The following is a 14321-nucleotide window of genomic DNA, read 5'->3' as shown; positions in this document are numbered from 1 at the left end:
GCGGCTCGAGTGGCAGGTGTCCCAAAAATCGTACACATAAGGCATAATTGATGCTACAATTCGTGCAACGGACTTTAAACGGCGGCTATATGCCGAACAGCCTCAAGAAGGAGGGCGAAACGACGATGACGGATCTGGTGCAGCGGACGCAAGGAGAAGGGCCAGTGGGGCGCATGTGCGAAGAGGGGAGGGAGCCGGGGATCCTGCTCGCCCTGAGGGAGGCGGTCTCGCAGGACCCGGGCCAGTGCGGGCTTCTCACCGTGTCGGCGCCGACGGGCGAGCGCAAGACGCACTCGGTGCTCGAGCTCATCGCCGACAGCCTGGTTGAGCACGGCGGGGAAAGCCGGCGCTTCGTGTTCGCGACCGACGTCAAGCGCAACCTGCCGGCGGGCCGCCTGAACGGGATGCTCGCCGAGCGCGGACGCCCGGAGCTTTCGGAGTACGTCCTGTTCTACGACTCGAATGCGGGCATGTTCGAGCGCAACATCGACGCCGCGACGGCGCTCATGGGCCAAAAGCCCGTCCGGTACGTCACGCGCGGCAAGCGCGACGGCGGCACGGGCACGTGGTCCAGCGAGAGCAAGGAGCTCGACGTCAGGGCCCTGCCCGAGCTTGACCGCGCGACGAGGGCGTTGGCGAGCCTCAAGGGCGCGAAGGGCGCCAGCATCAAGGACCCGGCCGTCCGCAGGGATGCGATCGAGGCCGCCGAGAGCCGGTTCGAAGAGGCGGAGCGCGCCTTCCGCAGGCGCATCTCGGGGGTGTTCCGCGAGATGGGCGTCGACAAGGGCGGCCGCTGCAGGTTCATGACGCTGAAGGAGAAGCGAAGGGTGCTCGAGGGCGATCCGGCGTGGAAGTGGCTCGGCGTTCTCTACCCGTCCGTGTTCGCGTACCGGGCCCGCGCGGTGTTCATGAGCGTGAGCAAGCTCCTGGCCGCGTCGACGCCGATCGTCGAGCCGTCTGAGCCCCTTCTGGGGAGCGACCTCCTTCGCGGGTCGGTGCTCTTCATCGACGAGTTCGAGCTCTCCAAGCGCGTCATCAACCGAGCCTTGATAGAGGAGGCGACGAACACGATGTCCGACGCCGTGAGCCTGCTCCGCACGCTGCACGGCCCGTCCCAGGAAGGCCGCAGGCTCTTCGAGGCTCCGAGCGGCACAGACGCTTCGCCGCGCTCGGTCAGGCCCTATGCCGACGAGCGCGCCCGAAGGGCGTCCGAGGTCAGGGGCAGGCAGCTCACGGCGGACCTCTTCCGAAGCCCCGATTCGTCGAAGGAGCGCGGAGAGGCCCTGCTGCAGGAGCGCGGGAAGCTCGTCGAGGCGAGCGACGACGTGTACGCGGCCCTGCGCCTGGAAAGGCAGTTCCGGCTGTCGGACGACGTCGCCCGCTCCGCCCGCCCGTTCCTGTTCGAGGACTTCCGAACGACGGTCGTCTGCCGCGAGGCTCCCACGTCGGGCGGGGAGGGGGCCGAGGGCGGCGCGCGCAAGCTGTGGGCGGCGCTGCGGTTCGAGCAGAATCGGAACACGGTCGACATCGTCCGCGGGCATGAGCCGTTCAGCCGCCACGATCAGAAGAACCTGTTCCCGGCGGTCGGGGAGACCTACGCCCTGCACCTCGCGCTCAAGAGGGTCGAGGGTGTTCTGGGATGGTCGCTGGACTGGATCGGGAAGGTCGCGGAGAACTATGCGAGGGCCGTCGCCGCCGACGCGGAGAAGGGCCTGCGCCCCGAGATCAGCGTCGAGCAGGCGATAGGCACCGTGCTCGCCGAGCTCAACGTGCTCGACGAGGTCGACGGAACGCCGAACCCCACGCGCGAGCGCCTGATCGCCCTGGTCCGCGGAAGGCGCGGGCACTGGCACGCGGGTGCGGCGGGAGAATACGCTGGCCCCGAGGACCTGAGCATCCACGGCACGGGATTCCGCTACCATTCGCTGGAACGGTCGCCCTCCCATGACACCACCGTGCGCATGGAGCGCTGCGAGTTGCCGTGCACCGCGGAAAAGGTACTTCTGGACCTGTGCGGCCGGAACCTGGTGGTCGGCGTGTCGGCCACGCTCGACATCCGGTCGGTGCTCGGCAACTACGACATGGGCTACGTCGACGACGCGCTCGGCGACCGAAGGCTCAGGTTCACGGACGCGCAGAAGTCGCTCATCGAGGCCGACTACCGCGAGAGCGTGGACGGCTACGACCGCGTGAGGATCGAGGTCGAAAGCGTCTCCGGCGTCGACGACAACGGCGAGTACGGCCCAAAGGCATGGGAATCCGTTTTCGCGGACCCGTCCGCCGCACGGCGCGCCTGCAACGAGGTGGAGATGTCGCTGCCGGAGGGCGGGGGCACGTTCCGCCAGCAGCGCATCCTCAAGGTCTGCACCGCCTACCGGCGCTTCTTCGCCGACGAGGACTCTCGCGCCATGCTCTGCGTGCTGAACAGGCTGCCCAAGCCGGGCGACGGGGACTTCGGCCTCGAGCTGCTCGAAGGCCTGTTCGGGGCCATCCTCGCTGAGCTCGGCTCCGGCGTCCCGCCGCGCGCGACCTACGCGGTCCTCGGCGGGGACGACTTCGAGGAACGCAAGCGGGACGCCCTCGCGCGACTCGCGGCGGGGGAGAAGCTTTTCCTTGTCACGACGTACGCGTCGGCGGGCGCCGGCCAGAATCTCCAGTACCCCGTGCCCGAGGGCGTTTCCCCCGTGAAGATCAACGGGTTCCCAGCCACGGGCGAGATGGACATCGACTGCTGCTACCTGGAGCGCCCGACGCACATGTCGCCGTCGATCACCGGCGAGTGCCCCATCGGCCGGGAGCGCGCCATGGAACACATCCTGGGGTGCGAGTACCTGTACGAGAACGGCGAAATCTCCTACGCCAAGCTCCTGAGCTCCGCGGAAAGCGCGCTGACGGCGACCAAGGGCGCCGCGAAGGACTACGGCTTCATGAAGGATGGGCTAGAGAGCGTGCAGATGTACGCCGCGAAGGAGGTGTACCAGGCCTGCGGCCGCCTGAACCGCACGAACATGAAGATGCCCGTCATACGGCTTTTCGTGGACGCGGGGCTGCTCGACGGGGTCTCCCTCGAGGAGCTGGAAGGCTGCGGCGTCACGTTCACGCCCGAGTTCCAGGCCATCGTCGAGCACTTCGAGGCCCGCCGGGCGCCCGCCGAGGGATGCGCCGCGAGGAAAGAGGCCAAGAGGCTTGCGCTCGAGCAGCAGCGCGCTTGCGCACGCTCGAAGACCGCCATCGGGTCGCTGCTGGGCTCGCGCTGGCGAAGGAACGCGATCGAGGCCTGGCGCGCCCTCGGCGAGTGCGTGCTCAAGAACCCGAAGCCGTCAGGCGACGGCGACGTGCCCGCCCACTTGCTGCGCAGCTACTACCTGCGCGCGCCCCGCCCGTCGATGGAGCTCCGGTACCGCTCGGAGGGCGACTTCGCCCAGGTGGAGGTGCTCGACGGGCCGGGTGCGGGCGGGAGGCCGTCCTTCGCGGTGAGCTCGGCGGACGCCCGCCTCGAAGAGCTTCTCCGCATACCCGGCGTGCGCGAGGAGTTCGAAAGGAGCGGGTACGCGACCGAGTGGCGCGCGTCGGAGTGGTTCATGACGCCCGTGGTGTTCCAGAGCATATACAAGGGGCGCCTGGGCGAGGTCTGCGGCCGAACGATCCTCGAAGCGTGCGGGTTCGAGGTCGCCGGCATCGACGACCCGCTCGAGTTCGAGAAGTTCGACTTCACCTTCTCCGCCGCAGGGGGCGGGCGCGCGGCCTACGTCGACTTCAAGCACTGGAAGGCGCCGTCGGACAAGCTGGGCGCCGAGTCCGAGGAATACCGCAGGTGGGCGTTCGAGAAGATGCGCGACGTCGGAGCCGAGCGCGCGGTCGTCGCGAACGTCCTCCCGCCCGACGGCAGGAGGCTCGTCGCGCGCCGATACCGGGACGGGGATGGCCGCGGGCTGCTGGTGGTCCCCGCCCTGGTCGCCCCGGACCTCTCGTACGACGTGCGGGCGATAGGCGAGATCAGGGACTTCATCGAGGAAGAGAGGTAGGACGGCATGACGGTTCTCACGAACAGGCTTGACGCGTCGGTGGACCTGGCGGGGTTCGACGAGGCGTTCGACGTGTACGAGGTCGAGAAGCAGGGCGAGGGCAGGCTCTCGTGGAGCTCGCGCGCCTTCGAGCCGGGCGGCGCGCCCTTCATCGAGGCGGTGCTCGGTCAGGGGAGCGGAAAGCCGTTCTACATCCTGACGGGCAAAGGGGCGACCGACGCGAAGGGGCTGAGGGGGCACTTCGAGAGCGCGCTCTGCGGCAAGGTGGAGGGCGAGGATGTGGACCCCGACGACGTGGGGCTCATGCTCCTGCCGCGCAGGGTCGAAGGCGGCAAAGTGCCCGCGCACGTCCTGGTGCAGCTCATGGTGAACGCGCTCGGCGCGGGGGGCGCGGGGACGGGCCTTCAGAACGTGACGGGCCACCTGTACTGCGTCAGGCCGTCCTGGAGCAGGAAGCGAAGGGGAGAGAAGAAGCCCTACCAAGTCTGGGCGCTTGAGCTGAGGGTGACGGAGGGGATGCTCCTGTGCGCCGACGTGTGCACCTTCACCCGTCCCGACGAGCCCGGGGTCAAGTACGGCAAGTACCGCAAGGAGCAGTACGCGAGGTACGTGGTGGACCTCGGCGGCCCGACCATGAGGCGCGTCATGCCCGGCGAGAGGCCGGGCGCGGACAGCGTGTTCGTCCGCAGGACGTACGAGGGGAGCAAGAACTCCGTCGACTTCCTTTCGTTCAGGTCGAGGGACGCGTACAGGGACTCGAAGTGCGGGGTGATGTCGGAGTTCGTCTCGACGTTCAACAAGAGGTACGAAGGTATTGCACACGTCGCGTTCGCCGAGGAGGACAGGGCCGGGCGCGTGGCGTTCGAGGGGCGCCTGGCGAAGCCCGGGGCGGGCGCGGGCTTTTCGGGGCACGGCTACCGGGTCGTGAACGCCGCGAAGGACGAGGACGGCGAGTCGGCCTGCCGCTACGTCGCGCAGCAGCTGAAGGGACTGGGGCTTCTCGGGGCTAATGCGGACGTCGAGGTGGCCGGCGAGCCGGGCGAGGGGGCGCGAAACATCGTCGTGGTGCACGCGCCCGAGTTCTACCGCGACTCCGGCACGCCGGACCCGTACGGCGGCTCCGCAGGCGCCGAGGCCCCGTGCCAGCACCTCACGATCGAGAGGCTGCAGGCGGCGAAGGCGGCGGTAGACAAGGACGGTAAGAAGACGTCGGCGCTCAAGGCGATCCTCGAGAAGTGCCTCATGGAGCTCGCGATCAAGAACGACGTCCTCGCGGGGCGCATGGGCGTATTCGACTGGACGTCGCTGGGACTTTCCGGGCCGGTGACGTTTGCGCTGCCGGGGCCGGAGACGGACGCCGAGAGGGAGTCACGCAAGCCCGGGGAGCCGCCGACGCGCTACTCGTTCGCCGAGGTCACGCCCGAAGGCTCGCTGTCGTTTCACGCGGGGTGCGCGGACGATGCGCTGGGCGGCGGCCGATGGGACGTCCTGGCCGGGGACCTGGCGGCGGAGTACGGGCTTTCCGGCGCCTCGGTGGTGGAAGGGTTCGTTATCGGCGACAACGGCGAGGTCGACGTCATCGAAAGGACCGAGGGCTTCCCCGTGCCGGATCTCGAGGTGGTCGAGGAGCAGATTCGCGCCTTCGACTGGACCATGCCAAAGGACGACGTCCTGGCGGCGCTCTCGACGGCGAGCGACGAGCCCCTTGTCGACGGGGCGAGGGCGGCCGTCTGCGAGGCGGTCGAGGACCTGCCGGGCGAGGCCGTGACGTCGGCCCAGCTGTACGGGATCGTGAAGGACGTCGGCAGGTCCCAGGGCGGAACGACGCTCGCGAGAACGGTCAAGAACGCTATCTCGGACCAGCTCGAGGAGATGTTCGCGAAACGCCTTTCGACGAGCGTGCCGCGCGGCAAGGAGAACAGGGCGGGCGAACTCGAGTCGCTTGTGGGCCTGCAGTGCTACCGCAGGCCGGACGGGATCTGCTACTGGGTGGGTGCGTTCGGAGGGCTTCCGAACGCAGGATGGAAAAGGGGCATGACCATCAGGCGCGTCCGCTCCGCGGACGGCGGCGAGCCGTCGTTTTCGAGCCTCTTGGGCACCCTGCTCGTCCCGGTCGTGCGCATCAGGGACGCGACGGTGCTGCCTCTGCCGTTCAAGCACCTGCGCGAATGGCAGTGGATGCAGGCGCCAGGAGGCTCGGAGTAGCGTCCCTGCGCGCTTCCCCCGTCAGCCCAGCGGGGGAAGCAGGTCGCCGACCTTGACGCCAAGGGCGTCGGCTATCCGGCACAGCGTGTCGAAGCCGACGCTGACGCGGCCGCTCTCAATGGCGGCGACGTGCGCATGTGAGGACAGCCCCAGCAGTCGGCAAGGTCTCGCTGGGCCCGTCCGCGGTGGATGCGGGCGCGCCTTACTGCCGCGCCGATCCGTTCTCCCGCGCTTGCAGTCCCTGCCATTTGCGGCCTATTCGGGACCGACGACGACCATAAGTTTTCCGTCTTCGTCGGTCCCGACGGAAACGACGGGACAGGGGAGGTAGGCCCTGCTTGGGACGCGCTCGTCGAGCAGGTACGTGCCCACGAGCACGGATGGGCAAACGTCGACGAGCTCGTCAAGGGCATCGCTTCCCTGCGTCCCTTCACCCTTGAGATGCTGGAAGAAATCGTCGCCACAGACTCTAAGGGCAGGTACTCGTTCAACGAAGACCATTCTCTCGTCCGCGCCAACCAGGGACACTCGGTCGATGTCGACGTCGAGCTCGAGCCTAAAGATCCTCCCGAGGCGCTCTACCACGGTACGGCGCAGAGGTTCCTGGGTTCGATAATGAAACAGGGGCTTCTTCCCAAGGGTCGTCTTTATGTCCATCTTTCTTCAGACGGAGAAACGGCGATCAAAGTTGGGAGTCGCCATGGAAGCCCCGTAATACTGAAGGTCGATACGTGCGCTATGCACGAAGAAGGTTTCGAGTTCTTCCTTTCGAAGAACGGAGTCTGGTTGACTAAGCACGTGCCGGCTAAGTACCTGACAATAATTGAAACGGATTAGGCGCACGGCACTCGAAAAGCTCCTTGGAACTCACCCGTAAGAGGAGAAGATGACGTTTCCGCGGGTAAACCGCATCATTTCCATATCGGAAAACAATACTCCCCGTATCGGACGGAACGCCTGGAAGACGGGTTGGAACTCACTTGACCATGATGTAGTGGCAAAACCGCAGTTCAAGGGCAATACTCCCCATATCGGGCAAAATACTCCCCATAGGTGAGTTCCAGCCGGAACTCACCCGGCTGAGTTCCAAGTGAGTTCCAACAGAAAGCCCGAAAGTGAATACTCACCTATAACGAAACGGCACGGGTGAGACGAGGCCGCATGAAAAGCAACGAGGACACAAAAACGGACGGAATCGGAATCATCGAGTGGGAATAATTACGTCCTTAAAATTGTAGACTGAAACACTATTACGTTCCTATTATTGCTTATCGACGCTATAATAGGGACGTAATCTATTTGGGAGGGAGTCATATGGAAAGAGCCCTCATGGAGAAGCTGGTCGCCTGGAAGGACAGCTCGCGCCGCAAGCCACTCATTCTCAACGGCGCCAGGCAGGTTGGCAAGACGTGGCTGCTCAAGGAGTTCGGGAGACTCCACTTCGAAAACGTCGCCTACGTCAGCCTCGATAACGATTCGCTCGCGCGCGGCTACTTCGAGTCCGGCTTCGACATCGCAAGGATCATCGCCTCGCTCGCGCTCGAGCTCGACATGGAGATACGGCCGGGGGAAACGCTCATCGTCCTCGACGAGGTCCAGGCCTGCCCCAAGGCCATCACGTCCCTCAAGTACTTCTGCGAGAACGCCCCCGAGTACGCCGTTGCCGCAGCCGGATCGCTTCTGGGGATATCGGCAACCGAAGGAACCGGCTATCCCGTCGGCAAGGTCAACACGCTCGACCTCTACCCGCTGAGCTTCACCGAGTTCCTCGACGCGACGGGAAACGAAAGGTTCGGAAAGCTCATAGGATCGGGCGACGCGGAGATGATGAACGCCTTCTCGGGCAAGCTCTCCGAGCTCCTCAAGCAATACTACGTTGTGGGAGGCATGCCCGAGGCGGTGAATGCTTATGTTGCCGAGCAGGACGTGCGCGCCGCACGGGCAGTCCAACAAGAGATCCTGAACGGATACGTGAGCGATTTCGCGAAGCACATACCGCCCCGCCTGCTCGCGCGCACCATGCTCGCCTGGCAGTCGATCCCGGGACACCTGTCGCAGGAGAACAAGAAGTTCATCTTCGGGCAGGTGCGCAAGGGCGCCCGCGCGGCCGACTTCGAGGAGAGCCTCGCGTGGCTCCAGCAGGCAGGCCTGATTTGCAAGGTGCGCCGCGTGAGCAAGCCGCACGTGCCGCTGCCGAGCTATTGCAGCATGAGCGCGTTCAAGGTCTTCATGGTGGACGTGGGGCTCCTCGGCGCCATGAGCGGCCTGGAGCCGCGGGACGTCGTCGACGGCAACAAGGTCTTCACGGAGTTCAAAGGCGCGCTCACCGAGCAGTACGTCTGCCAGCAGCTCATATCCGAGTGCGGCCTTTCGCCCTACTACTGGTCGGCGGAGAACTCCTCCGGCGAGATCGACTTCCTCGTCCAGGACGGCGGCAGCGTTTTCGCCATGGAGGTGAAGGCCGAGGAGAACCTGCGCGCCAAGAGCCTGAGGGCGTTCAAAGACGCGCATCCCGAGGTCCGGGCGGTCCGCTTCAGCCTCTCGGGCTACCGCGAGCAGGACTGGATGCGCAACGTGCCCCTGTACGCCATCTCCTGCAGGGAGCTTTGGGGATAGCATCTTTAAGAGGGGCCTCGGATGGATTACGAAATCAGGCGCATGAAACCAAACGAGTGGCCGCTGCTCGAGGACTTCCTCTACGAGGCGATATTCGTCCCGGAGGGCTTCGAGGGCGAGGTGCCTCGCTCGGTCATCTACGACGATCCGAAGTGCCGCGCGGCCTTCCAGGGCTTCGGCACGCTCCCTGACGACCGCGCCGTGGTCGCTACCGTCGACGGCGAAGTCGTGGGCGCCTGCTGGGTGCGCACGACTGACGAGTACGGCCACATCGACGACGAGACGCCCTCGTTCTCCGTATCGCTCTACAAGCCGTACCGGGGTCGGGCATGGGCACCGCCATGATGCGCGCGATGCTCGACGAGCTGCGAGGTGCCGGTTACGCCCGCGCATCCCTCTCGGTCCAGAAGGAGAACCCGGCCCTTCGCCTTTACAAGCGTCTGGGCTTCCGCATCGTGGGCAATGGCGCGGACGAAACCGAGTGGTTGATGATCATCGAGCTGGACTAACTAAGCAAACGTTACGAACGCGTACTCACCTCGGATAAGTGAGCAATGCTTCCCTATAACCACCTGCGGTTTTGATTACTTCCGAAGGACCTGTGACTACTCTCCATGGAATATCACGTTGACTATAGGCGTTTGCGAACTGCATTCCCGCAGCGAGCAGACGTCCATTCCACATCGACAAGCATATAAATCTCTGCGTAAGCTGTGAATGCAGGTGCTGAACTTAAAGAATGTTTCGATTTCGGAAGTGACGTCATGGATTACATTGATTGTCGCAAAAAACAGTCATGGTCAATACCAGACGTGCGACCCACGACCGTGAAGGCATTGCAGCCCACAATTTATCGGACTGGCTGCTGAAGCATAAATGGAGGCTTCAGGCGGGTGGCGGAAATAGGACTTGGGATCCGAAAGGGTGGAACAAAAATGAAGGAATCAACCCTGAAGCTATCCAGTCGTCAAGCCTTTCTTTTGGCGACAGCGTTCCTGGTTGTTTGCCTGCTGGTTTTCACCGGCTGTCACTCCGCCGATAAAGACGAGGACGGCGGGGCAGAGGCCTCCGCCTACGCGAGCCTCATATTCGATGGCACCCGCGTCCATACCGTCGACATCGAAATGACGGAAGAGGACAGGACCAACCAGCCTTCGAATCCGAAGGAGAAGACCAAATACAAGGTGACCGCGGTGATCGATGGGGAAGAAGTCGAAGACGTCGCCTTCAGCACGAAGGGCAATTCCAGCCTGTTCTTCGTGGCGGATGCCGGCAAGGACAAATTCAGTTACGGGATCGATTTCGGAAAGTACGTGGACGGTCAGACCTATCACGGCTTGGACAAGCTGAACCTTCAGAACAACTTCACGGACGGGTCTGCGATGAAGGAGCACATGGCATACTGGCTGTTCGACAGAATGGGCGTGGATGCGCCGTTGACGTCATACGTGTGGCTGACGGTAAACGGTGAGGTCCAGGGGCTTTACACCGCTGTCGAGGGAGTCGAAGAGAGCTTCCTCGAGAGAACGCAAGACGGGGAAGGGGCGCTTTACAAACCCGAAGACGGCGACATGGCCCTGACCGATGAGGAAATGAAGCGGATCCAAAACGGAGAAAGCGCGGCCCATAACAACGGGGGCGGCGCGGATCTGGCATACAAGGACGACAACGAAGAGAGCTACCCCGACATCTTTGAGAATGCGGAAACCCCCGACGACGCGGAAACGCGTGAGCGGATAATAATGGCGCTGAAGGCTCTCTCCGAGGGAGAAGAGTTGGAGCAACACCTGAATACGGAAGAGATCATAAGATACTTCGCAGTCCATAACTTTCTGGTGTCCTATGACAGCTATACGGGACCGATGCTCCACAACTATCTGCTGTATGAAAAAGACGGCAGGCTCGCTCTGTTGCCATGGGACTATGACATAGCGTTCGGCAGCTTCCCGGCGGATGCGCAGGTGGGCCAGAAAATAGACAGCGGCGCCGTCGTCAACGCGGGCATCGATTCCCCGTTGGGAATCGTTCCCGATGAAGAACGCCCGATGTGGAACTGGATACTGTCCGACGAACGGTATCTCGCGGAGTATCATGACGCGCTTTCGGACGTGACGGATATCATTGATTCCGGAGATTTCAAAGCGGAATCGGAAAGGGTCCACGCGCTCATAGCTCCCTATATCGAAGAGGATCCGAAAGCATTCTTCTCGCCGGAAAAACACGATACGGCCTATCAGACGCTCCTGATGTTCACGGAGCTGAGGGCGGAAAGCATAACGAAGCAACTGGATGGCAAGCTCGCGACCAGGTCGGATTCGCAGGACGATGCGGACAAGGTGGATGCTTCCGATATGTCCATCGAGGACATGGGGTCCGACCGGGATCTGCAATGAGTTTTGGCCGATGGCGTTTTACCGCGTCATTCGGCTAAAGATGAAACCGTGGCGCCGGTGTTGCGGATCGGCCGGTAGGAAGCGAAACAATACGGAGGCGTATCCATGCGTGGTATTCTGCTGAGCATCTGTCCCGCTGCCATCTGGGCAATCGTTGTCTGTGAGCTCATCGTCGCAGCATTGCTGTTCATCCAATGGAACAAAACGAAACAGATGCTTGCGCTTCTGACGTTCCTTGTTTCGGCGGGACTGATTCTTGATGCCGTCATCATCGGGCTGGGTTCTTTGATGCAGCCGGAAGTGCTTAAGGCGATCAGTTCCGTACGTTTCGTCGCGCATGGCATGCTGATTCCACTTCTGTTTCCGATCTGCGGATATGCGCTGGATTTCAAAAAGCCCGCCCTGCGGGCAATATGGATTCTTGCCGCAGTGCTTATGGTGGCAGGCGTGGCACAGGCGTTCAGCACAGTGCTTGAGCCGAAAGAGATTGCCGGCGTGGTCCGGTTTGTATCGAGCGCGGATACGCCGAACTGGGCCGATACGGTCAGCAAAATCCTCTCGTTCGGTACGGTCATTCCGATGATGATCGCCGGCGTGGCTGTCTGGATCAGGCAGAAAACGCCTCATCTGTTTCTGTCCGGATTCCTGATGTTTGTCTTTTCGGCGCTCGGACCTGCGACAGGCAATGCCGATCTGATCTTCTTTATCAGCATGTTCGGCGAACTGTTCATGGTGCTGTTCCTGTATATGTACGCAAAGAAAGAACGATCATAAGCGCGTCTGCAAATCCGTCGATAAGCTCCCGAAGCCCGGCTGGCGAACGGACAGAGCGAATGTGAGGAGCTCGCCTGAGTCGCCGTCGCCTACGGCCACGAATACCACCAAACCATTCTTCAGATTTCTTCGGAATACGTGCTCTTATTTTTGCAAGGGCGCGGTTTGGCGGGTCGAGTGCCGCGCCACGGCATAGTGTCCATTGTTGTGAGACGGCCAAGCAGCCTGTTGCGTATCAGGACGTAAGACGCGATAAACGCAGTCACGCAATTCGCGCAAGCGCACGAAAGGAGAAACTATGGCACAGGAGAATGTCAAGGAGTTCGAGAAGCTGCTTCGCAGCGACGAGGAGCTGCAGACAAAGCTGCAGGAAGCGCTCAAGGCTTTCGACGGCGACAAGGGCGACGAGAAGGCGGTCTTCGACGCAACCGTCGCGCCGCTTGCCGCCGAGGCCGGCCTGCCCTACACCTTCGAGGAGGCCGTGGAGTCGACCCAGGCCCGCGAGCTGGACGACGACGAGCTGAAAGCCGTGGCCGGCGGGTCGTGGTGCCTCATTATCGGCGGCGGCCACGACAGCGACTCGAACACCGTTGAAACGGAGAACGGCGCGGGTGTGACGGGCTTCGGCACTTGCGAATACGTCGGCATCGGACTCGCCTACTACTAAAAAGGAAAGCGGGTCGCTTCGCGCAGAGTATGCACGGATCGATTTGACAGGGTCGTAAGCGAGGGCCGGAATCCGAGCCAACGACCACAGCACCCGTAACGCAGTGTCCCACAGGCGATTTCGTCTGCGGGGCGCATTCGTAGTGTGCGGTTGTATACTATGCTGGATCGCAGTCGTTTGATGAGCGCGGGGCCGCCCGCAGCCTAGCAACAGAAGGTCACGATGAAGAAGACGCCTGAAAAGCCCAAGACGCCCCAGCTGCCGAAGCTGCCGCCTCTAAGGAAGGAGGCGAGCACCGTCATCGTGCTGGCGATTTCCGCCGCCCTCTTCGTGGCCGCTCTCTTCGTGGCGCATTCCGGAGAGGCTAAAGACACTGGATCGCTGTTCTGGGCGTACGGCACCGAGACGATCGACTTCGACACGGCTACCGTCAATGAAATCGTCAGCGAGGACATGTCCATCGACGAAGCCACCGAAGGGTCGTACGCCGGCAGCCAGGAGCTGGCCGTCACCATCGACACCGGAACCTATGCCGGCACGCAGCTGACGGCCTACAACTCCTTCGGACCTATCAGCGGACACCCCGTCGAAGTGGGCGACAGCGTGACGCTGACCATCAAGACCCACGCGGACGGCGATGTTACCGCCACGGTGTACGAGCTCAACCGAATCCCGTTCCTCATCGGGTTCCTGATACTGTTCTTCATCGTGGTCGTGCTGGTCGGAAGCCTCACGGGACTGCAATCGCTGATAGGCCTGGCGTTCACCTGCGTCTGCCTGTTTGCGATACTGATACCCCTGATCCTTAAGGGAGCCCCCACCATCCTCACGACGTTCGTCATGTGCGCCTACATCTCGCTTGTGTGTTTCACGATTCTAGGCGGAGTGCATAGGAAGACCGTCGGCGCTTTCCTCGGCACGGTGGCGGGCACGTTCCTCGCCATGGTGTTCGGCCTCGGTGCGCAGTTCTTCGGGAAGATCAACGGCCTTAGGCTCGAAGACGCCGAGCCACTGTACCAGCTGGCAGTGTACGACGGCATCCCGATTGACATGGAAGGCCTCCTTGTAGCGAGCATCATCATCTGCGCACTCGGCGCGGTGATGGACGTGGCCATGAGCATCGCCTCGGCGCTCGAGGAAATTCACGCGGCGAACCCGAAGCTCACGCAGAAGGAGCTCTTCAAGTCGGGCATGAACGTCGGCCGCGACATGGCGGGCACGATGACCAACACGCTGATCCTCGCCTTCCTCGGCGGCGAGCTTACCCTGATGATCTTCCTGTATGCGCGCGACCTCTCGTTCTACCATATGTTCTCAACCGCTTTCGTGGCCTTGGAGACGATAGCCGGCCTTTCGTCAAGCATCGGCATGATATTGGCCATCCCCCTGACAGCGCTCATATCCTCAATGCTGATAACGCGCGGTGGGCGACGCTGATCACCATCGACGACGCGAACATAACGTTTGCAAACCATAACAACAATGCCGTCGTCCACGACACTCGTTTGCTATAAGGAGAAGCGTCTTCCGAACGCACTGTTTAGACAAATTCTTAAATACGTCCACCGAATTCATTGCATTTGTAGAAAGAAACGATTCGTCTCGCCCCCATAATGGACAACATAGCACCATCCAGAAACG

Annotated in this window: 10 protein-coding genes; all 10 read left to right on the top strand. The window is 62.6% G+C overall.

Going from position 1 to position 14321, the window contains the following annotated elements; translation table 11 throughout:
• The first annotated feature begins 50 nt into the window (after positions 1-50).
• The 10 genes from SHEL_RS09175 (at position 51) to SHEL_RS09135 (ending at position 14117) form a co-directional block, all read left to right on the top strand.
• Positions 51-4025 (top strand): hypothetical protein, encoded by a 3975-nt coding sequence (locus SHEL_RS09175; protein WP_126513795.1) that lies wholly within the window; start codon positions 51-53, stop codon positions 4023-4025.
• 6 nt (positions 4026-4031) lie between these two features.
• On the top strand, positions 4032-6230 hold the full coding sequence (locus tag SHEL_RS09170) for a hypothetical protein (RefSeq protein ID WP_012798991.1): 2199 nt from the start codon (positions 4032-4034) through the stop codon (positions 6228-6230).
• A gap of 189 nt (positions 6231-6419) precedes the next feature.
• Complete coding sequence (locus tag SHEL_RS09165; RefSeq protein WP_012798990.1) at positions 6420-7067, top strand: RNA 2'-phosphotransferase; 648 nt, start codon at positions 6420-6422, stop codon at positions 7065-7067.
• 492 nt (positions 7068-7559) lie between these two features.
• Positions 7560-8846: an ATP-binding protein gene (locus tag SHEL_RS09160; protein WP_254303244.1), complete on the top strand. Its 1287-nt coding sequence runs from the start codon at positions 7560-7562 to the stop codon at positions 8844-8846.
• Between the two features lie 21 nt (positions 8847-8867).
• Positions 8868-9191, top strand: coding sequence for a GNAT family N-acetyltransferase (locus SHEL_RS09155; protein WP_012798988.1), 324 nt, complete (start codon positions 8868-8870; stop codon positions 9189-9191).
• Positions 9176-9355 carry a GNAT family N-acetyltransferase gene (locus SHEL_RS15650; RefSeq protein ID WP_254303243.1) on the top strand — a complete coding sequence of 60 codons (180 nt, stop codon included), beginning with the start codon at positions 9176-9178 and terminating at the stop codon, positions 9353-9355. Before SHEL_RS09155 ends, SHEL_RS15650 begins: the two co-directional genes overlap by 16 nt.
• Before the next feature lie 426 nt (positions 9356-9781).
• A complete protein-coding gene (locus tag SHEL_RS09150; protein ID WP_012798986.1) occupies positions 9782-11239 on the top strand; it encodes a CotH kinase family protein in 1458 nt (485 codons plus the stop codon).
• 105 nt (positions 11240-11344) lie between these two features.
• On the top strand, positions 11345-12013 hold the full coding sequence (locus tag SHEL_RS09145; protein WP_012798985.1) for a hypothetical protein: 669 nt from the start codon (positions 11345-11347) through the stop codon (positions 12011-12013).
• A gap of 298 nt (positions 12014-12311) precedes the next feature.
• Positions 12312-12680 carry a hypothetical protein gene (locus tag SHEL_RS09140; RefSeq protein WP_012798984.1) on the top strand — a complete coding sequence of 123 codons (369 nt, stop codon included), beginning with the start codon at positions 12312-12314 and terminating at the stop codon, positions 12678-12680.
• 222 nt (positions 12681-12902) lie between these two features.
• The gene (locus SHEL_RS09135; protein WP_012798983.1) at positions 12903-14117 is read left to right on the top strand and encodes a YibE/F family protein; all 1215 of its coding nucleotides are present in this window, start codon (positions 12903-12905) and stop codon (positions 14115-14117) included.
• The last annotated feature ends 204 nt before the right edge of the window (positions 14118-14321 follow it).

Origin of the sequence: Slackia heliotrinireducens DSM 20476 (assembly GCF_000023885.1) — a bacterium.
Classification (GTDB): domain Bacteria; phylum Actinomycetota; class Coriobacteriia; order Coriobacteriales; family Eggerthellaceae; genus Slackia; species Slackia heliotrinireducens.
The sequence above is the reverse complement of the archived record's forward strand: the minus strand, read 5'-3'. Positions and strand labels throughout refer to the sequence as shown.